Annotated in this window: 18 protein-coding genes; 11 read left to right on the top strand and 7 right to left on the bottom strand. The window is 63.4% G+C overall.

Features of this window, described 5'->3' with window-relative positions; all coding sequences use genetic code 11:
- The first annotated feature begins 3 nt into the window (after positions 1-3).
- The 4 genes from EV286_RS24260 to EV286_RS24275 are packed head-to-tail and all read left to right on the top strand — an operon-like array spanning position 4 to position 3,410.
- Positions 4-876, top strand: a complete 873-nt coding sequence (locus tag EV286_RS24260) for a MoxR family ATPase (protein ID WP_132959858.1) — start codon at positions 4-6, stop codon at positions 874-876.
- Positions 873-2,078, top strand: a complete 1,206-nt coding sequence (locus EV286_RS24265) for a VWA domain-containing protein (RefSeq protein WP_132959740.1) — start codon at positions 873-875, stop codon at positions 2,076-2,078. Before EV286_RS24260 ends, EV286_RS24265 begins: the two co-directional genes overlap by 4 nt.
- An 11-nt stretch (positions 2,079-2,089) precedes the next feature.
- Positions 2,090-2,923: an XdhC/CoxI family protein gene (locus EV286_RS24270; RefSeq protein WP_132959741.1), complete on the top strand. Its 834-nt coding sequence runs from the start codon at positions 2,090-2,092 to the stop codon at positions 2,921-2,923.
- Positions 2,924-2,954: 31 nt separating this feature from the next.
- Complete coding sequence (locus EV286_RS24275) at positions 2,955-3,410, top strand: carbon monoxide dehydrogenase subunit G (RefSeq protein ID WP_132959742.1); 456 nt, start codon at positions 2,955-2,957, stop codon at positions 3,408-3,410.
- 6 nt (positions 3,411-3,416) lie between these two features.
- Here the strand turns inward: EV286_RS24275 and EV286_RS24280 are convergent, their stop codons facing one another.
- The 5 genes from EV286_RS24280 to EV286_RS24300 all read right to left on the bottom strand — a co-directional run bounded on the left by EV286_RS24280 (position 3,417) and on the right by EV286_RS24300 (position 9,630).
- Positions 3,417-4,406, bottom strand: coding sequence for an Ldh family oxidoreductase (locus tag EV286_RS24280; RefSeq protein WP_132959743.1), 990 nt, complete (start codon positions 4,404-4,406; stop codon positions 3,417-3,419).
- A gap of 131 nt (positions 4,407-4,537) precedes the next feature.
- Positions 4,538-4,924: a DUF983 domain-containing protein gene (locus EV286_RS24285; protein ID WP_132959744.1), complete on the bottom strand. Its 387-nt coding sequence runs from the start codon at positions 4,922-4,924 to the stop codon at positions 4,538-4,540.
- Positions 4,925-5,204: 280 nt separating this feature from the next.
- Positions 5,205-7,145, bottom strand: a complete 1,941-nt coding sequence (locus EV286_RS24290) for a PAS domain-containing sensor histidine kinase (protein WP_132959745.1) — start codon at positions 7,143-7,145, stop codon at positions 5,205-5,207.
- Between the two features lie 168 nt (positions 7,146-7,313).
- Positions 7,314-8,729, bottom strand: a complete 1,416-nt coding sequence (locus EV286_RS24295) for an FAD/NAD(P)-binding protein (RefSeq protein ID WP_132959746.1) — start codon at positions 8,727-8,729, stop codon at positions 7,314-7,316.
- 331 nt (positions 8,730-9,060) lie between these two features.
- Positions 9,061-9,630, bottom strand: a complete 570-nt coding sequence (locus EV286_RS24300; protein WP_132959747.1) for an alpha/beta hydrolase — start codon at positions 9,628-9,630, stop codon at positions 9,061-9,063.
- 246 nt (positions 9,631-9,876) lie between these two features.
- Between EV286_RS24300 and treY the strand changes: the two genes are divergently transcribed.
- The 4 genes from treY to cueR all read left to right on the top strand — a co-directional run bounded on the left by treY (position 9,877) and on the right by cueR (position 16,949).
- Positions 9,877-12,537: a malto-oligosyltrehalose synthase gene (treY, locus tag EV286_RS24305; RefSeq protein ID WP_132959748.1), complete on the top strand. Its 2,661-nt coding sequence runs from the start codon at positions 9,877-9,879 to the stop codon at positions 12,535-12,537.
- 164 nt (positions 12,538-12,701) lie between these two features.
- Complete coding sequence (locus tag EV286_RS24310; protein WP_132959749.1) at positions 12,702-13,865, top strand: fumarylacetoacetate hydrolase family protein; 1,164 nt, start codon at positions 12,702-12,704, stop codon at positions 13,863-13,865.
- A 132-nt stretch (positions 13,866-13,997) separates the two neighbouring features.
- Complete coding sequence (locus tag EV286_RS24315) at positions 13,998-16,520, top strand: heavy metal translocating P-type ATPase (RefSeq protein WP_132959750.1); 2,523 nt, start codon at positions 13,998-14,000, stop codon at positions 16,518-16,520.
- 12 nt (positions 16,521-16,532) lie between these two features.
- On the top strand, positions 16,533-16,949 hold the full coding sequence (gene cueR, locus EV286_RS24320) for a Cu(I)-responsive transcriptional regulator (protein WP_132959751.1): 417 nt from the start codon (positions 16,533-16,535) through the stop codon (positions 16,947-16,949).
- Positions 16,950-16,961: 12 nt separating this feature from the next.
- On the opposite strand, the gene EV286_RS24325 is transcribed toward cueR, so the two are convergent.
- Both EV286_RS24325 and EV286_RS24330 read right to left on the bottom strand, forming a co-directional pair.
- A complete protein-coding gene (locus EV286_RS24325) occupies positions 16,962-17,390 on the bottom strand; it encodes a type II toxin-antitoxin system VapC family toxin (protein WP_132959752.1) in 429 nt (142 codons plus the stop codon).
- Positions 17,390-17,629, bottom strand: coding sequence for a type II toxin-antitoxin system VapB family antitoxin (locus EV286_RS24330; RefSeq protein WP_132959753.1), 240 nt, complete (start codon positions 17,627-17,629; stop codon positions 17,390-17,392). Before EV286_RS24330 ends, EV286_RS24325 begins: the two co-directional genes overlap by 1 nt.
- Positions 17,630-17,765: 136 nt before the next feature.
- On the opposite strand from EV286_RS24330, the gene EV286_RS24335 reads away from it, so the two are divergent.
- The 3 genes from EV286_RS24335 to EV286_RS24345 are packed head-to-tail and all read left to right on the top strand — an operon-like array spanning position 17,766 to position 19,797.
- Positions 17,766-18,305, top strand: coding sequence for a sigma-70 family RNA polymerase sigma factor (locus EV286_RS24335; RefSeq protein WP_132959754.1), 540 nt, complete (start codon positions 17,766-17,768; stop codon positions 18,303-18,305).
- The gene (locus EV286_RS24340; RefSeq protein WP_132959755.1) at positions 18,292-19,059 is read left to right on the top strand and encodes an anti-sigma factor; all 768 of its coding nucleotides are present in this window, start codon (positions 18,292-18,294) and stop codon (positions 19,057-19,059) included. The genes EV286_RS24335 and EV286_RS24340 overlap by 14 nt, the downstream gene beginning before the upstream one ends.
- Before the next feature lie 21 nt (positions 19,060-19,080).
- Positions 19,081-19,797, top strand: coding sequence for a Bax inhibitor-1/YccA family protein (locus tag EV286_RS24345; RefSeq protein ID WP_132959756.1), 717 nt, complete (start codon positions 19,081-19,083; stop codon positions 19,795-19,797).
- The last annotated feature ends 105 nt before the right edge of the window (positions 19,798-19,902 follow it).

Genomic DNA, 19,902 nt, shown 5'->3' on the forward strand with positions numbered 1-19,902 from the left:
GCTATGCTCTCACATAACAAGATCGCCGAGGGGCTGGCGCGCGCGGGCTATATCGCCGAGGGCGAACTCGCGACCGCCATTTCCCTGATGCAGCTCCTCAAGAGACCCCTCCTGCTCGAAGGCGAGGCGGGCGTCGGCAAGACGGCGGTCGCAAAGGCGCTCGCCGACGTTCATGAGACCGAGCTCATCCGCCTGCAGTGCTACGAAGGACTGGATCAATCGGCCGCTCTCTACGAGTGGAACTACCAACGCCAGCTTCTGGCAATCCAGGCGCATCAAGGTCGTGATGCAGCGGCCGTCGAGGAACAGATCTTCTCGGAGAAATACCTGCTGGAGCGCCCGCTTCTTGCCGCGATCCGCCGGAAGAAGCCGCCGGTGCTGCTGATCGACGAGATCGACCGGGCAGACGAGGAATTCGAAGCCTTCCTGCTGGAATTGCTTTCCGATTTCCAGGTTTCGATCCCCGAGTTCGGAACCGTTGCGGCGACGACGATCCCGCATGTGGTGCTGACCTCAAACGGCACGCGCGAGCTTTCCGATGCGCTGCGCCGGCGCTGCCTCTACCACTATGTGGACTATCCGGACGTCGACCGGGAGGCACGCATCATCATGGCGCGCATCAACGGCGCCGGAACCTCGCTCGCGCTGCAGATTGCCCGCATGGTCGAGAGCATCCGCAAGGAAGACCTGCGCAAGGTGCCGGGCGTCGCCGAGACGCTCGATTGGGCGGCCGCCCTCGTCGGCCTCGACATTTCGGACATGCATGACAATCCGGAGGCTATCCACGCCACCCTGATGTGCCTCCTGAAGACGCGGGAAGACAAGTCCCGCTTTACCCGCGAGGTAACCGAACGCCTGCTTGGGAGGGTCGCATGAGCTGCTGCACCGCCCCCATGACACCTGACGAGCTTGATGCGCTCTCCGAGGCCGTCGCGCGGAAGCTGTCGGCTTTCCTGAAGACGCTGCGCGACAACGCCTTTGCCGTCGGCCTGCCCGAGGGTCAGGACGCCGCCGCGCTGATGGCGGCGGGCTATGCGGAAAGACCGGCGCTGCTGCGTTCTGCCTTCAAGCATCTCTTCTCCGCGCGCAAGGAGGACTGGCAGAAATTCGACGGTCTGTTCGATGCCTTCTGGCTCGGCAAGCGGGTGCGCTCGCGGTCAGTGATCTCAGGTTCGTCCGCATCTTCAAGCAATCCCGCGCTGAAATCGCTTTCCGAGCAGCCGAAGACCGCAGATCGAAACGATGTGACGGACCAGGTCCCGTCCTCTGATGAAGCCGGCAGTGAAAGCGGTGCCGAAGGGCGGATGGAAGGAGCATCGCGGGCGGAAAGCCTCGCGGAGACGGACTTCCGCAAGCTCAGCAACCCAGACGAGATTCAGAAGGCGCATGAGCTTGCCGCGCGGCTCGCTGCCGTGATGCGCACGCGCATGACGCGCCGCGACCGCATCCGCCGCCATGGCGAGCGACTTGACCTGCGGCGGACGATCCATGGCAATATCAGCCATGGCGGCGCGCCGGTCAGCCTCTATCACCGCCAGCGCAAGGAAAAGCCCCTTCGCCTCGTGATGCTGCTCGATGCGTCGGGCTCGATGAGCCTCTATACGGGCGTCTTCCTGCGTTTCATCCATGGCGTGCTCGACGAGTTCCGCGAGGCGGAAGCCTTTCTCTTCCACACGCGGCTTGCCCATGTCTCCGATGCAATGAAGGAACGCGATCCGGCGCGTGCGCTCGACAGGCTGTCTATGATGGCGCAGGGCGTCGGCGGCGGCACGCGGATCGGCGAATGCCTTGCCACTTTCAACCGCTCGTACGCGGCGCGGACCATCCATTCGCGTACCTGCGTCATGATCGTTTCGGATGGTTACGAGACCGGCGATGCCGAACAGCTTGGTGTCGAGATGGCGGCGCTGAGGCGGCGCTGCCGCCGTATCGTCTGGCTGAACCCGATGGCCGGCTGGGACGGATACGCGCCTGAGGCGCGCGGCATCAAGGCCGCCCTTCCCTATGTCGATCTGCATGCGCCGGCCAATACGCTGCAAAGCCTGGCCGCACTCGAACCCTATCTTGCAAAGCTGTGACGGAGGTGGCGATGAACGCCCATGTCGACGTCCTTGAACTTGTTTCCCAACTGAAGTCCTCCGAGGAGGCCTTCGTGCTTGCGACCGTGGTGCGCACCGTCTCGGTGACCGCCGCAAAGGCCGGCGCCAAGGCGGTGATCAAACCCGACGGAACGATGATCGCCGGCTGGATCGGCGGCGGCTGCGCCCGGGGCGCGGTGCTGCGCGCCGCGCAGGAGGCGCTTGCCGACGGAGCCTCCCGGCTCGTTTCCGTGCAGCCGGAAGACCTGCTCACCAATCTCGGCGTCAAGACCGGCGAGAGCCGCGACGGCGTGCGTTTCGTGCGCAACATGTGCCCGAGCCAGGGCACCATGGATATCTTCGTCGAGCCGGTACTGCCGCGCCCGACTATCCTTGTCCTCGGCGCAAGTCCTGTGGCGGTCGCGCTCGCGGAGCAGGCGCCGCAGATGGGCTTCCATGTGACGATCGCAGCGCCCGCGAAGGATTTTGCCGAACCGCCGGTGGCAGACGCCGTTCTGGACGGCTTTCCGACCGGCGAGACAGCCAAAGCCTATCGCTTCGTCGTCGTCGCTACCCAGGGCCGGGGCGACGAGGCCGCTCTCAAGTCGGCGCTTTCGATCCGTGCGGACTATCGGGGCTTTGTCGGCAGCTATCGCAAGATGGCGGCGCTGCGCGAGAAGTTCCTCACTGCCGGTATCGCCGCGGAAGACTTCGACCGGGTGAAGGGGCCGGCCGGTATCGACCTCGGAGCGATCACGCCGGAGGAAATCGCGCTCTCGATCATTGCAGAGATCGTGCAGTTGCGCCGGCGCGGCCAACGCGGCGAAGCCGCCCACCAGAAATAATCAGGCAAGAGCCCCTAGGAAGGAAGACATCATGGACATGAACGGTAGCGAGCGGATCGAAGCTCCAGTGGATGCCGTATGGAAGGCACTGAACGATCCAGATATCCTGCGCCAGTGCATTCCCGGCTGCGAGAAGCTCGAAAAGCTCTCGGACACCGAAATGACCGCGACGGTCGCGTTGAAGGTCGGTCCGGTGAAGGCCCGCTTCGAAGGCGCAGTGCAGCTCAGCAATCTCGACCCGCCCAATTCCTACACGATCAGCGGCGAGGGAAAAGGCGGCATGGTCGGCTTCGCCAAGGGCGGCGCCGATGTCTCTCTTGCGGCCGACGGGCTGGACGCGACGATCCTCAACTATACAGTGAAGGCTGATGTCGGCGGCAAGATCGCCCAGCTCGGCAGCCGCCTGATCGATTCAACGGCAAAGAAGCTCGCCGGCGAGTTCTTCTCGACCTTCAACAAGCAGGTCTCGGCACAGCTTGTCCCTTAAGGTGGGTCAGGTAAGTTCGATCGCGCGGATCACCTCATCCTCGATCTCGATGCCATCGGCGAGCGCCGCGCGCCGGGCGGTCTGACCGCGCCGGCCGGGTAGGCGGACATCGGGATCGGAGGTAATCTCGTCTGCGAGTTGCGACAGTCTTGCCGCAACGCAGTTTCCGCCGGTCGCGACGGGATCGATGGCGATGATCATGTGGCCGAGCGCCGGCGGCGGCCCCTTGTCGTCGAAAAGCGAAGAGGCCTCAAAGGCATAGTTCGCGCCGGTGATGCCGGCAGCAAGGATTTCCACCATCAGCGCCAGGGCCGCACCCTTGGCCTCGCCTGCGGGCATCATCGTGCCCCGCAGCGCCTCTTCGGCATCGGTCGTCGGATTGCCGTTGCGGTCGAAGGCCCAGTCGGCCGGGATCGCCGCGCCCTTCTGTCTGGCGGCCATGACCTTGCCGCGCGCCACCTTGGAGAGTGCGAGATCGATGACGACGGGATCGGCATCCGCAAGCGGTGCTGCGAAGGCGATCGGATTGGTGCCGTAGAGCGGCCGCCGGCCACCCCAGGGCGCCATGGCTGCAGGCGCATTGGCAAACATCAGCCCGACCAGCCCCTGATCGGCCAGCCGCTCGACGGTCAGGCCCATGACGCCGGCATGATGGGATCGGTTGATGGCGGCAAATGCAATGCCCTGGCTCCTTGCCAGGGAGGGTAGTTCCTGCAGAGCGAGGTCGAGTGCCGGATAGGCGTAGCCGTGCACGGCGTCGATCGCCAGACCCGCGGGCCTTGGCCTCGTGAGAAGCGGTCGCGCAAAGCCATCGACCTTGCCGCTCTTGGCCTGCGCGGCATAGGCCGGAACGCGCCTCAACCCGTGGCCCCCCTGCCCGGCCGCTTCGGCAGCGACGAGGGCGACAGCCACCGATCGCGCATTTCCCTCGCTTACCCTGTTGCGTACCAGCGCGCGGACAACGAGCTGCTCAGCCTCGGCAAGGGTCAAATGCATCGCGGGGAACCTTCAATGGGAAAGCGGGGCGGGTAGACCTGTGCCTACCGCTCGCCGGTGCCTCCGGCAAGACAATTCTCGTTGAACGGCACCCATCCGCGCGACCAGGAAGTAGTCCGCATTGTATGCATTCAATTTCGTGGTGTTGCCAGGCGGCCTTCCTCGGCCTTGTAGAAATACTGGCTGGCGACAAGCCACCCTTTGAGCGGCCTCAGCGGCGGTATGCAGGTGGCAAGCATGAAGGGCAGCGTGGTGAAGAGATGCACCCAATAGGGCGCGCTGAACTGCACTTCGAGCCAGACGCCGAGGGCGACGCTCGGGATGCAGGCAAAGCAGATGACGAAGAAGGCCGGGCCGTCGGCGGGATCGGCAAAGGAATAGTCGAGCCCACAGACCTCACATTTCGGCTGCAGGGTCAGGAATCCCTTGAAGAGATGACCCTGGCCGCATCGCGGGCAGCGGCCCCTGAGGCCCGTCTGCATCGGTGGCAGCGGCGGCCAATCTGAATCGTCCGACATCGTCCATTCCTTCCGGAGATCTGCGGCGCATTGTCTGCGCCTGTATGCATTCAAATGTCATTGAAGCCATACAATGTCAATATTTGAATGCATTCATTTCTGCATCGAAGGGGTGCGCCCGGCTTATTCTCTTCTCGAGCCAGGAGCGGACGTAACTATAAGCCAAAGGCGGAGCAATTACTTGGAGGAAAGACTTGACGCGACGGCCGGAGGCAACGGGCTGTCCATGCGACCTTTTGGAGCAGCCCCTTTCGCCCGAAGGCCGCCCTGCCCGGCACGATCAGATCATGAGATTGCCAATCGTCTCGGCGAGTTGTTCCTGTGAGAAGGGTTTGCCGAGCCGCGGCAGGTCAGGGCTACTGCCGGCCGGCAATTCGGCATAGCCGGTGACGAGGATGATCGGCAGTTGCGGCCATTCCCCGCGGATGATTTCGGCGAGCTGCGATCCAGTCATGCGTGGCATGGCATGGTCGGAGACGACGAGGTCGACCCTCTGATGGCGCAGGATGTCGAGCGCTTCCTCTCCACCCTCGGCCTCCAGCACGCTGTGGCCGAGATCGACCAGCATCAGCGTCGTGTTCTTCAACACCAGACTGTCGTCATCGACGACAAGGATCCTGAGCGACCTTTGCTCGTGTGCGGCCGACTTCGAGGGGGCGGATTTTTCCGCGCTGGCTAATTTCGCGCCGTCTGTGGCGACAGGAAGCCAGAGCTCCACAGTGGTTCCCTTACCCTTTCCGCTTCTGAGCACGAGCCCTCCGCCCGACTGCTCCACGAGCCCCTGCACCATCGACAGTCCAAGGCCGGTGCCCTTGCCGACGCCTTTCGTGGTGAAGAACGGTGCCGCCGCCTGGGCGAGCGTTTCGGCGTCCATGCCCTCGCCCTCGTCCTTTACCGAAATGCAGACATAACGGCCCGGGCGCAGCACTGCCGCCTGACCTGGCGAAACGGTCTCCTCGTAGGCGGTGATCGAGATCAGGCCGCCGGAAAGCATCGCGTCCCGGGCATTGACCACGAGGTTGAGGATTGCCGTCTCCAGCTGGTTGTAGTCCGTCATCACCGATGGAAGATCGGGCGGGAAGCGGGTTTCCAGAAATGCCGTCGCCCCGAGCGACCGCTGCAGCAGGTCTGTCATGCCAGCGATCAGCGCCGGAACCTCGATCGCGTCCATCTGCAAGGTCTGGCGGCGGGAGAAGGCGAGCAGCCGCTGGGTGAGCGCAGCCCCGCGCTGGGCACCCTGGACGGCGTTGGCGATCAGTGGCGCGATCGGCGAATCCTCCGGCAGCCGTCGGCGGACGATCTCCAGGCTGCCGAGCACCGCCATCAGCAGATTGTTGAAATCATGGGCGATCCCACCGGTAAGCTGGCCGAGTGCCTCCATCTTCTGAGATTGGAAGAGCTCTTCGCGGGCGCGTTCGAGCGCCTGTTGCGCCTGTCTCTTTTCACTTATGTCACGCGTGACCTTGGCGAAACCCAGGAGTTCGCCGCGCTCATCGCGGATCGCATCGACCACGACGCTTGCCCAGAAGCGGGTTCCGTCCTTTCGCTGCCGCCAGCCCTCGCTTTCGAAGCGGCCTTCCCTTCGCGCCGTTTCGAGCGAGCGCTGCGGTTCGCCCCTTGCCCTGTCCTCGTCGGTGTAGAAGCGCGAGAAATGCTGGCCGAGTATCTCTTCGGGCATATAGCCCTTGATCCGCTGCGCCCCCGCGTTCCAGTTGGAGACCAGTCCGTCGGGATCAAGCATGTAGATCGCGTAGTCGGTGACACCCTGCACGAGGATGCGAAACTGCTGCTCGCTGCGCTTGAGCTCGGCCTCGGCCTGCTTGCGCTCGGTCAGGTCGCGCGTCACCTTGGCAAAGCCGATCAGTTCGCCTGTCGAGGTGCGCACCGGATCGATGATGACATGCGCCCAGAAGCGGCTTCCATCCTTGCGGACGCGCCAGCCCTCGTTGTCGAACCGCCCTTCGCTCAGCGCGGTTGCAAGCGCCCGCTCCGGCAGGCCGGCCTTCCGATCCTCTTCGGGATAGAAGCGAGAGAAATGCTCACCGAGGATTTCATGGGCCTGATAGCCCTTGTAACGCTGCGCCCCGGCGTTCCAGCTTGTGACCAGGCCCTCCGGGCTCAGCATGAAAATGGCATAGTCCGTGATCGCGTCGACGAGAAGGCGAAAGCGCCCCTCGTCCATCAATGACTCTATGCGTCGCTCATTCTCGGCAAGCTGCATGTTCCCCTCGGCGCTACGGACCAACTCCCGAAACGCCTCTGATTTCAATTGGTTCCATCAGGAGGGAAAAATTCGCGGCCCCGGACCAAGATCGCAAGGTCCGGCATGAATGGAAAACTGTATTCACTGCGCCGCAGCGTTGCCGTAGCGGCAGGACGGAAGGATGGTTCAGACCGCCTGCTCGTGCGGATAATAGATCCGTGCCAGTCGCTCCGCGACGGCATAGGCCTGGGTGACGATCTCCGGCACGAGGTCGATATCGGGCAGGCTGCCGAGCCCGAGCGGACCGATCGCGAACAGTCCCGCCGTTGTCCGCCCATCGACGGAAACCTCGCCCGCCGCATTGACCGCGAGACCAAGGCCAAGCTCGTCCGGCATGGCAAGGCGGGCCGAAATCAGGCTCTGCATCAGCGGTGTGTCCAGGTGGGGCGCCTGGCAGCGGCAATCCAGCACCTGGTCGCAATAGACGAGTTCCTCCTGCGACTTGCCGGCGGGCCTCATCATGATGCCGCCCGGCATGCGTTCTCCCACGACACCCTTGCGCAACACGGTGTTGCCTTCCGCAAGCTCGCGACGCAGGCGAAGATAGATAGCTTCGGGCAGGCGGTTGCGATGGCTGTCGTAGATTGCCCTGAGGTGTCGGTTGAACTGCTGCTTCTGGCGCGCAGGAAGCGACCGCCACAGCGAGCGGGCGCGCTTGCGCAGGCCGTTCATCACCGACTGCCAGTTCTGGCCCTCTTCCTCGGCGCGGCGACAGGCATCGCGAATGAAGCGCACGATCTCCGGAAGGCTCGACGGCAGGGCTTCGGCTGGGAACACCGGATCTGCGGACATGCGGGTATGGCTTTGCGGAAGGAAACCGCGCCGCGAAATGATCGTTATCTGGCCGGCATAGCCGTCCTCGCGCATGCGCAGCAAGGTATCTACGACCCTGAGGCCGCTGCCGAGCAGAACCGTGTGCGGGCGGGCGACAAGGCGGCGCGCGCGCACGCCCGTCTCATCCACTGCATGCTGTCGCTTTTGCTGCGCCGGATTGCTGATGCCGTAGCCCGTGGCGAGGATGACCCGGTCGAACAGCGGATTGCCCGGATTTGCGCTCTCGACGAGGAAGCGGTTGCCGCGGCTGCGGCCAATGGAAATGACCGGCTCGTGGCAGACCTGCACGGTGATGTCGTGGCGCGTGGCGAGCGCTTCGGAAAAGCGCTGGAAGACGTAGTCGCTGAAGATGCCCTTGGGCACGAAGATCTGCTGGAACCCGGGAATGGCGGCCGGCACGGCGGCGCGGAATTCGGCATTGCCCAGCAGCCAGCCGTTGAAATCCTCGGGATCACCCTCGGAAACGGAAAGGTCACGCACGCGGCTATTGAGGATCTCGCCCAATTGGGCCGAGGCCAGTGCCTGACCGCCGCTGACGTCCGCATTCGGATCGAAAAGCTGAAGATGGAACGGCGTCTTGACGGTCTTCATCAGCGAGATCGCCATCATCATGCCGGAAAAGCCGCGGCCAACAATGGCGATGCGCGGAACGCTGCAGGCTGGTGCTGCCGCGGCAGCCTTCGAAGAGAAAAGTCCCCGAACCGTCATATCAACTCCTTTGCGGCTTGCCGCTACGTGGTCGATCAAGGCTTCAGCGCATTCGATGCAGTCAGAGATAAGTCCTCACGGATTCCCGCCGCAATCAAACTTCCGGCGTTCAAATCGGTTCCAGCGCGGTGATTTCCTCCGCATTGGAAATGGCGGCTCCTAGTCCGCCAAACCCCTTGTCTTGCCGCTTGGCGCGGACTTGAGACATTATTGTCTATCGTTTTGGTCGTGTATAAAAGCGCTATTTAAGGGCCCCTGCAAGCACTTTCTGAGGCTATTTTCGCAGTCCAAAGCGCCAGAGGCCTGAAGGCTCGCCACCGTACTCGGTCCACTAGGAGGCGGCGAGCGTCGCCAGTGCGGGACGATCAGACTGTGTTTTCAATCGCTTCACGAGATCATAGCCGTCCTGCCAACGGCCGAAGCCGCTCGCCACGTTGATGTGCCCGGCATGGCCGAGATGGATGAGATCGCTTTTCCACAGGGAGGCGTAGTGCCGCAGCCTCTCGAACGACATGTAATGGTCGTCTAGGCTGCCCACGACGAGGGTCGAAAACGGCAGTTCTCTTGCTGGCATATCCGCGAACTCTATCTGTCCGGGATGAAGCCTTTCGGTGCGTTCCAGATCGCAGGGGGCAACGAGGAGCGCGCCCTTGATTCTGCGGGCCACCGGGCGATCGGCGAGCCTTGCAGCAAGGAGGCAGCCGAGACTGTGGGCGACGATAAAGGCCTCTCCGCACGCCACCAGCGCAGCCTCCGCCCTCGCGGCCCATTCGTCCAGCACGGGTCTTTCCCAGTCCCTCTGCTGCACGATCAGAGCAGTTGCGTCGTCCTGCGCCCAGTATTGTTGCCAGTGCCCTTCGCCAGAGCCGTTCAATCCTGGAAAAATCAGCGTTCGCGCCATGAGAAATCCTGTCGCCGCGCATCCTGCGGCCGTCACCCGCGCGCATGCGGGCACGATAATTCCCGTTGGGCTTTATTATGAGGACGGGAAGCTGGCCGATAAGGAATTAAAGTTTAAACTCTATAATATTGGTAGAATATTCGGCTGAGGCTCCCGTCTCTGGTGTAATAGCCACGGAACAAAGCGGCCGGCATGCCGTTCTGGAAAGTCAGCACCGAGGCGCATAGTTGCGACAGAACAATCTCCATGACCTTTCCGACCTCCACCTATCGGCTGCAGTTTCGCGACGGAATGACCTTCGACCGCGCCCGGCAGATCATCGGCTACCTGAAGGCGCTTGGCATCAGCCACCTCTACGCCTCGCCTGTGTTCAGGGCCGCGCGAGGCTCCACCCACGGATATGACGTCGTCGATCCCAATGGGTTCGACTCCGCACTTGGGGGAGAAGCGGGTTTCGACCGCCTCGTCGGCGATCTGAAGGCCGCTGGTATCGGCCTGATCCTCGATATCGTTCCAAACCACATGGCCGCCTCTCCGGAAAACCGATGGTGGCTGAGCCTGCTCGAATGGGGAGCCGACAGCCCCTATGCCGGACATTTCGATATCGACTGGACGAAGCGGTTGACGCTCCCCTGCCTTGGCCGACCTTTCGACGAGGTGCTGGCTGACCGCGAGTTGCGGCTCGTTGCAGATGCCGACGGCGGATATCTCGCCGCTGCCTATTACGAAAATCGCATCGCCCTCGATCCGCGAACCTACGGCGAAGTGCTGCGCGAACTGGACGATCCGCTGGCGCTCCGCGTGGCTGAACTTGCCGCAGCCGCCGAGCCCTCGTCCCCCGCCGATTTCCACGATGAGATGCGTGCCCTGCTCTCCGACGTCGCAGCCCGGCACCGACTTGAAGAGAGACTTGCGACCCTCGCATCAGATCCCGCCTTCATGCGTGACCTCCACGGCCGTCAGCCCTGGCGTCTGATACCCTGGCAGGATGCGCGAAGCGAGCTGAACTACCGGCGCTTCTTTGAGATTGCCGGCCTCGCAGGTCTGAAGGTGGAGGATGATACCGTCTTCGACGATGTTCACCGCGAGAGCCTGAAGCTGCTGCGGTCCGGCCGCATCGACGGTTTGCGCATCGACCATGTCGACGGTCTTGCCGAGCCGGAGGCCTATCTCGCACGTCTGCGGCGCGAGGCCGGCCCCGACGCCTATATCGTCGTCGAGAAGATCCTTGCCGGCGACGAAATGCTTCCAGTGGACTGGCCGGTCGCTGGGACGACCGGATACGAGTTCATCGCCGCACTTGCCGATCTCATGATTGATCCGCATGGAAGCCGATGGCTTCATGAAGCCTATCGGCTGGTGGCGGAAGAGGCCGCCGACTACCGGGGCGGCGAGCGCAACGCCAAGAGCCGAATGATCGAGCACAACTTTGACGGCGAGGTCGCGTTCCTGGTGGATCTCGCAATGCGGATCGCCGAAAGCGAAGGCTGGTCCGAGCAGAGGGCCGAGGACATCAGGACGGCGATCGCAGAACTTCTGATCGGCTTTCCGGTCTACCGGACTTACGGTGTCGATGGACCGCCGGATGCACATGACCGTGAGGTGCTCGATGCCGCGATCCGGTATGCCGCGCGAGCCGCGCGAGCCGAGGCGCTGGCGCTCGTCGGTGGCGTTCTTTCCGGAGAAATAGCGACGTTGGAGGCTCGTCGCTTCCGCATCCGCTTCCAGCAACTGAGCGGCCCGATCATGGCGAAGGCACTCGAGGACACGCTGTTCTACCAATACAATTGCCTGCTGGCAGCAAATGAAGTCGGCGGCGAGCCGGAACGCCCGCCGGGAGGCCCCCAACGCTTCCATAGCCTGATGGGCGGGCGCCTGCGTCGGCAGCCGAACGGGCTTTCCGCAACCTCCACCCACGACACCAAGCGCGGCGAGGACGCCCGCGCAAGGCTCTATGCCTTGAGCGAGGCGCCCGAGGCCTGGGCTGCTGGCGTGACCCGCTGGCGAAAGATGAACCGCCACCTCATCCGCGATCTTGCCGGCGGATCCGCGCCGGAGCCGAATGTCGAATGGATGCTCTATCAGGCGCTTGCGGGAATATGGCCCGCGCGCTTCGATCCGTCCTCGAGCCCGGATCGCGAACAGCTCGAAGGCCGCTTCCTTGCCTATGTCGAAAAGGCGGTGCGCGAGGCGAAGCTGCGCACGGATTGGCTCGAGCCGGCCGAGGACTACGAAGATGCCGTCAAGGCCTATGCGCGAAACCTGCTTTCCGCGGGGAATACCGCCTTTGCGAGGGATTTCGCCGCGACGCTGGAGCCCTTTATCCGCACCGGCCTCCTCAACAGCCTGACGCAGACGCTGCTCAAGATGACTGCGCCCGGTGTGCCCGACATCTACCAGGGGGCAGAGATGCTGGATTTCAGCCTTGTCGATCCCGACAACCGTCGTCCGGTCGCGTTCGACCGGCTCGCGGCAGTGCTGGATGAGAACGAAGAACAGTGGACCGATCTGGAGCCAGGGGCGATGAAGCTCAAGCTGGTGCAGCGCTGCCTGCGGCTTCGTCAGGAGCGGCCGTCGCTCTTTTCTCCCGGCTCCTATCTACCGCTCGACGTCACCGGGAGCCAGGGCAACCATGTGCTTGCTTTCTCACGGCAGAGCGGCAGGGATTTCGCGCTGGTGGTCGTTCCCCGCCTGATGCATGGCCGCCTGGTGCCGGGAAAGCTACACGCGCCGGCCGATTTCTGGTCGGATACGGCGGTCGTGCTGCCGGCGTCGCTGCAGGACAGCACGATGCGGGACGCCCTCACGGGCTCGATTCACAGGGCCGGTGCGACCTTGCCGGTCGGCTCGTGTCTGGGGTCGCAGCCGGTCGTGCTTCTGCTGCCGGAAAACCCAGAGCCGGCATAGGCCGGCTCTCGAACGATCGCCTCTCATCTATCTTTTTGACGCAAAGGGAGCGGCCGACTTGTGGAATAAGGGCGATTTCCCTTGCGGTCTGACGCGTCTCGGCATTTGCTGCCGAGCGAGCAAAGGCGGCGCGATCTCGCCGCCGCCAATCGGGAGGTTTCGAAATGTCTTATCCCATCCTCGACGCTGCAGCGACGCAGGGCCTGCTTGTCGGCCGCGTCTGGAATCCTGGGGCCGGCGGTCCGAGCATCGTCGTGCTGCGTGACGGCGCTCTCGTCGATATCACCTCGCGGGCGGCGCCGACGCTGAGCGCACTCTTGGAAATGGATGATCCGGCCGGATTCGTCCGCGCCGCGACAGGCCCGTCGCTCGGAACGATCGAGGCTATCGCGGCCAACAGCACGGCGGCAACACCCGATACCGCCCTTCCCTATCTTCTAGCACCGGCCGACCTGCAGGCCATAAAGGCTTGTGGCGTCACCTTCGCCCAATCGATGATCGAGCGCGTCATCGAGGAGAAGGCGGCAGGCAATCCCGCCCGTGCCGCCTCGATCCGCGAGCGTGTCAGCACGCTGATCGGCGGCAGCCTTGCCAATCTAAAGGCTGGTTCGCCTGAAGCTGCCGCAGTCAAGCAGGCGCTCATCGACGAGGGCATGTGGTCGCAATATCTGGAGGTCGGCATCGGGCCGGACGCCGAGGTGTTCACCAAGGCGCCGGTTCTCTCGGCCGTCGGCTGGGGGGCCAATGTCGGCCTTCATCCGGTTTCGACCTGGAACAATCCCGAGCCGGAGATCGTGCTTGCCGTCAACAGCCGTGGCGAGATCAAGGGCGCAACACTCGGCAACGACGTCAACCTGCGCGACGTCGAGGGACGGTCGGCGCTGCTGCTCGGCAAGGCGAAGGACAACAATGCGTCGTGCTCGATCGGGCCTTTCGTGCGGCTCTTCGACCAGAGCTACGGAATCGACGACGTGCGCCGCGCGATCCTCGACCTCAAGGTGACGGGCGAGGACGGTTTCGTGCTCAAGGGACAAAGCTCGATGGCGAAGATCAGTCGCGATCCCACCGACCTCGTCAAGCAGACCTGCGGCCCGCATCACCAGTATCCCGACGGCTTCATGCTCTTCCTCGGCACGCTCTTCGCCCCGACGCAGGACCGCGACGCGCCAAACCAGGGCTTTACCCACAAGCTCGGGGACGTCGTGGAAATCGAGTCGCCGGGGCTCGGCACGCTGGTGAACTCGGTGCGGCTCTCCACCGAATGCCCGCCATGGACGTTCGGCCTGTCGGCACTCATGCGCAATCTGGCGGACCGCGGCCTCCTCTGAGGCCGGGGCGGACGGACTCTTGCACCGAAAAAGGGGCCCGCGAGCGGCCCCTTCATTTTTCTCTTGACCTTCCAGTTGCTGGAAGGTTGATAAGTTTGTCCGGATGCCTAAATGGGCCTCGGAGAACCGAACATGGACACGACGAAAGACCATCACCATCATCCCCATGCACATGGGCACGGCGATCATCACCATGATGCGCCGGAGGCGTCAAAGACTGCATTGATGACGCGCGACCCGGTCTGCGGCATGACGGTCGATCCCGATGCCGGCAAGCCATCGCTGGATCATCAGGACCACACCTATCATTTCTGCTGCGGCGGCTGCCGGACGAAGTTCGAGGCCGCGCCGCAGGATTATCTGACGGCAAAGGATCCCGTTTGCGGCATGAGCGTCGACCGGGCTACGGCCAAGCATTTCCTGAAGCATGAGGGCGAGAAGTTCTATTTCTGCTCGGCGGCGTGCAGGGGCAAGTTCGAGGCCGATCCGGCCAGCTATCTCGACGGCAGCAGGCCGGTTGCCAAGGCGATGCCGAAGGGCACGCTCTATACCTGCCCGATGCATCCGGAGGTCATCAGCGATCACCCCGGCGACTGCCCGAAATGCGGCATGGCGTTGGAGCCGATGGGCGTCCCGCCTGCAGATGAAGGTCCGAACCCGGAGCTCATCGACTTCACCCGCAGGCTTTGGGTCAGCGCGGTGCTTTCCGTTCCGCTGCTCGCCCTCAGCATGGGCCCGATGCTCGGCCTGCCGCTTCGCGAGACCATCGGCGAGCCGCTTGCGACATGGATCGAGCTCTTGCTCGCAACGCCGGTCGTGCTCTGGGCCGCCCTGCCCTTCTTCCGCCGCGCCTGGGCATCGGTCGTCAACCGCAGCCCGAACATGTGGACGCTGATCGGCCTCGGGGTCGGCACGGCCTATGTCTACAGCCTCGTTGCTGTCCTTCTGCCCGACATCTTCCCGCACAGTTTCCGCGGGCATGGAGGCATGGTTCCGGTCTATTTCGAGGCCGCTGCCGTTATCGTCGCACTGGTCTTCGTCGGCCAGGTGCTGGAGCTCAAGGCCCGCGAACGCACGGGTTCGGCAATCCGCGCCCTGCTCGACCTCGCACCGAAGACGGCACGCCGGATCGATGCCGACGGTAGCGAGAGCGACGTTTCCGTCGATGTTATTCAGGCCGGCGACCGGCTACGCGTGCGCCCCGGCGAGCGCGTACCCGTCGACGGCTCCGTGATCGAGGGCCAGTCGACCATCGATGAATCGATGATCACCGGCGAACCGGTTCCTGTCGAGAAGACGAAGGGCGACATGCTGACCGGCGGCACGATGAACAAGAACGGCACGCTGGTCATGACCGCCGAGAAGGTGGGCGAGGACACGACGCTTTCGCGCATCGTCGACATGGTCGCGAAGGCGCAGCGCTCGCGCGCGCCGATTCAGGGGACGGTCGACCGCGTCTCGGCGATCTTCGTGCCGGCGGTTGTCGCCGTCGCGATCATCGCCTTCCTGGTCTGGTACTTCGTCGGTCCCGAACCGCAGCTTGCGCATGCGCTGCTTGCTACAGTCGCCGTCCTCATCATCGCCTGCCCCTGTGCGCTCGGCCTTGCGACGCCGATGTCGATCATGATCGCAACCGGCCGGGGTGCGCAGGAAGGCGTGCTCATCAAGGATGCGGAGGCGCTGGAGCGCTTTTCGAAGGTCGATACGCTGATCGTCGACAAGACCGGCACGCTGACGGAAGGCAAGCCGAAGCTGACGGACGTCGTCCCCTTCGGTAACATCGACGAAGCACGACTGCTTTCGCTTGCCGCCAGCCTCGAGCGCGGCTCAGAGCATCCGTTGGCCGAAGCGATCGTTTCGGGTGCCGAAGAGCGTGGTACCGGCTTCGTGGAAGTTACGGGCTTTGCCGCAAAGACCGGCAAGGGCGTCGAGGGCAAGGCGGGCGACGTATCGGTCGCGCTCGGCAATGCCGCGATGCTCGGCGATCTCGGTATTGACCCGGCGGTGCTCGCCGAAAGGACCGATGCGTTGCGCGGCGAAGGCAAGACGGTGATGTTCGTCGTCGTCGACGGCGCGCTTGCCGGCCTTGTCGCCGTAGCGGACCGGATCAAGCCGACCACCGCCGCCGCCATCAAGGCCCTGCACGAAAGCGGATTGAAGATCATCATGGCGACCGGCGACAACGAACGCACCGCTCGCGCGGTGGCCAAGAGCCTTGGCATCGACGAGGTGCGTGCCGACGTGCTGCCGGAAGGCAAGAAGGCGCTGGTGGACGAACTACGTGCAAAGGGTGCGGTGATCGCCATGGCCGGCGATGGCGTCAACGATGCCCCGGCGCTTGCCGCGGCCGATGTCGGGATCGCCATGGGTACAGGCGCCGATGTCGCGGTCGAAAGTGCCGGCATCACCCTGGTCAAGGGCGATCTCAACGGCATCGTGCGAGCACGGCGGCTTGCGGGAGCGACGATGCGTAATATCAGACAAAATCTGGGCTTTGCCTTTGGCTACAACGCGCTTGGGATCCCGGTAGCCGCCGGCGTGCTCTTCCCCGTCTTCGGCCTCCTGCTTTCGCCGATGATAGCTGCGGCCGCCATGAGCCTTTCCTCGGTCTCGGTCATCAGCAATGCGCTGCGGCTGAGATTCGAAAAACTTTGAAGGAGTGAATAGATGAACATCGGCGAAGCATCGGAGCGGTCCGGCCTGCCGTCGAAGACCATCCGCTACTATGAGGATATCGGTCTGATCCGCCCCGACAGGGGCGGAAACGGCTATCGCGACTACGACATTTCCGATGTCCACAAGCTTCGCTTCCTGCAGCGCTCCCGCGGCCTCGGCTTCTCCGTCGAGGAATGTCGGCAGTTGCTCGCCCTCTACGAAGACAAGAGCCGGGCCAGTGGCGACGTCAAGGATATCGCGCAGGCGAAGCTTTCGGAGATCGACCGCAAGATCCGCGAAATGATGGAGCTGCGGCGTACACTGGAGCACCTCGTCCACGCCTGCCATGGCAACGATCGGCCGGATTGTCCGATCCTGGAGGAACTTGCAGAAGGTTCGGTCCAGCACCTTGCGGAACAGCACGCCTGATACGCAGACGCCTCAGCGGCTAGGCCCGATTGCCTCGATGTCCGTCAGCGCGAAGCCGGTATTGGTCGTCAGGATCGGCAAGCCATGCGACTTTGCCGTCGCATAATGAAAGCAGTCGGCGAGGCTGAGCGCGCTGTTTTGCTCGGCCTCCGGATAGCGGTGCCGGCCGTAGCGCTCGAATGCCTGCAGGGCGGCCGGCATCTGGTCACTGGCGACCGACATGACCTCGATACGCGCAACCTGCAGAAATTCCTGCACGCGCGCTTCCGCCTCCGCCATGGGAATGCGCTTCTTCCGATAGAGCCTCACGACCGCTTCCCAGACGGCAAGGACCGAGGATATCGCTTGCTGCTCGCCGAGAGCATCGAGCAGCGCCGCCAACTCCTCGGCGCCGGGCTCGCCGGTCATGATCGCGATGATGACGGAGGCATCGACGAACATCAGTATTCGCCGCTGAGTTCGGCGAAGAATTCCTTGTCGGCGACAAGGCCTGTATCAGGATAGGCCGCGATCCGTTCGCGCAGGGGCTTCAGTCGCTCCCAGAGCGGGACCGCCTCATCGATGCGGCGCAACTCGTTCTCGAGAGCCATCCGCACGGCCTCCGTCTTGTTGACCTGTATCCTCTCGGCGAGTTTTGCGGCGAGCGCATTGACCTCTTCGCTTCGTATGTTGAGGGGCATGAAAAGTCTCCCGTGTATAAGTAAAGACAGCAAAGTCTGAACGGCCATGAAGGCGTCCCTCCCGATCGGGCGGGCAATTGCAGAAAATTTCTGCTGGGGTGGGAATAAATCTCCGGCTGTTCTCGTATACTCAAGCATGGAACAGAAGGACCGCCAGTTCGAAGTTATCGGCCAGCTCGCGACGCTCAGGCGTTACGCGCGTTCGCTGGTGCGCGATTCCGCCGATGCGGAAGACCTGGTGCATGACGCCCTCGTCCGCGCCTACGAGCGCCGAAAAACCTTCCGGCGCGGCGCGAACCTTCGAAACTGGCTGCTCGCCATCCTGCACAATGCTCATATCGACAGGCTGCGCAAATCGCGCTCGCTGACAAGGCGGCATGATGCCGCCGCAGAAGAAGCCGAACAGGCGGTTCCGCCGGCGCAGGAACATGCAGTCCGCCTGCAGCAGGTTCGCAACGCCTTCTTCGACCTGCCGGAAGAGCAGCGCGAGGCCCTGCATCTCGTCGCGATCGAGGATCTCTCCTACCAGGAAGCCGCCAATGCGCTCGGCATCCCGGTCGGCACTCTGATGTCGCGAATTTCGCGGGCTCGCGCCATGCTCAGGGAGCTCGAGGAAAAAACACCGCGCGCATCGCATCTCAGAATTGTCGGAGGTAACGGCAATGAAGGCGGTTGATCCGATCATCGATACCGATCTCGACGCCTATGTCGACGGCGAGCTCGGCGTGACGCGGCGCATCCAGGTCGAGTCCTATCTCTCCGAGAATCCGGAGATGGCGGCGAAGGTAATGGCCGACCTCAGTCTCAAGGGCGAGCTGCGCCTGGCACTTGCCGGAGACAAGGTCCATGGCCATCCTCAAACGCGCGAGGCGGCACGGCGCCTTGAGCGCGGACTTTCCTACGGACGCATGCTGAATTCGATCCAGCGTATCGCCGCGGTCGGCGTGCTTGTCATGGCCGGCTGGGTCGCGCACACCTCTTTCGGCGCCTTCACGGCGACGGAGGTTTCCGCATCGGTTCCGGCACCGGCCTTTGTCGAGGACGCGGTGCGCGCGCACCAGACAACCATGCTTCGCAGCAACATGCCGTCGCAGAAGCCGGCCGCAGGCTACGATGCCGACGGCATTCGCGCGGCAACGGCGATCGTCATGCCTGAGCTGCTCCGGAACTGGAAGGTTTCAGACGTGCAGGTCTATCCGTCTGAATTCGGCCCGAGCGTCGAAATGGCCATAGAGGCGGAAGGTGGAAAGCGCCTTTCGCTCTTTGCCGCGCGTCCGGGCAGCTTTGCCGTCGAGCGGGTCAATCACGTGACCGTCGACGGAGTGGATGCAGCCTATTGGCAGATCGGCGAGGTTGCTTATGCCCTCGTCGGCAGCAAGGCGGCAAATCTCGATGAGGCGGCCGGCAGGCTCGCCCGCACACTTTACTAGTTACAACACGAGGAGATCGACATGAATCCTGTCAATCCGAGATATGGCTACGGCTCGGGAGCGACGTCACAGACGCTGTTCGACGAGGGCCTGCGCAAGCACATGCTGCGCGTCTACAACTACATGGCCGTCGGGCTGGTCATCACCGGCATCGTCGCCTTCGTCGTCGGCAGCACGCCGGCGCTCTACGTCCCGATCTTCCAGTCGCCGCTGAAGTGGGTGGTGATGCTGGCTCCGCTTGCCTTCGTCTTCTTCTTCTCGTTCCGCATCCAGACGATGTCGGCAAGTACCGCGCAGATGACCTTCTGGGCTTTCTGTGCCGTCATGGGCCTCTCGCTCGCATCGGTCTTCCTCGTCTTCACCGGCACGAGCATCGCCCGCACCTTCTTCATTGCCGCGAGCATGTTCGGTGCGACCAGCCTCTACGGCTACGTGACGAAGCGTGACCTTTCCAAGTTCGGATCGTTCCTGATGATGGGCCTGATCGGCGTGATCATCGCGAGCGTGGTCAACATCTTCCTCGGCTCGAGCGCCCTGCAGTTCGCGATCTCGGTCATCGGCATCGTGGTCTTCATCGGCCTGACCGCCTGGGACACGCAGAACATCAAGGAACAGTATTCCGAGAACTTCGACCAGGAATCGAGCCAGAAGCTCGCCGTCTTCGGTGCACTCTCGCTCTACCTGAACTTCGTCAACATCTTCCAGCTGCTCCTCAACTTCACGGGCGAGCGGGAATAGAAAACGCGCTTCTGGGGGATTAGAAGCGCGGCAGGCGCCCGAACCGACATCGCGAGGATGACGGCTCGGGCGCTGACACACAGCAGGATCGGGGCAGAAGGCGAA

Origin of the sequence: Rhizobium sp. BK251, assembly GCF_004345245.1 — a bacterium.
Taxonomy (GTDB): domain Bacteria; phylum Pseudomonadota; class Alphaproteobacteria; order Rhizobiales; family Rhizobiaceae; genus Rhizobium.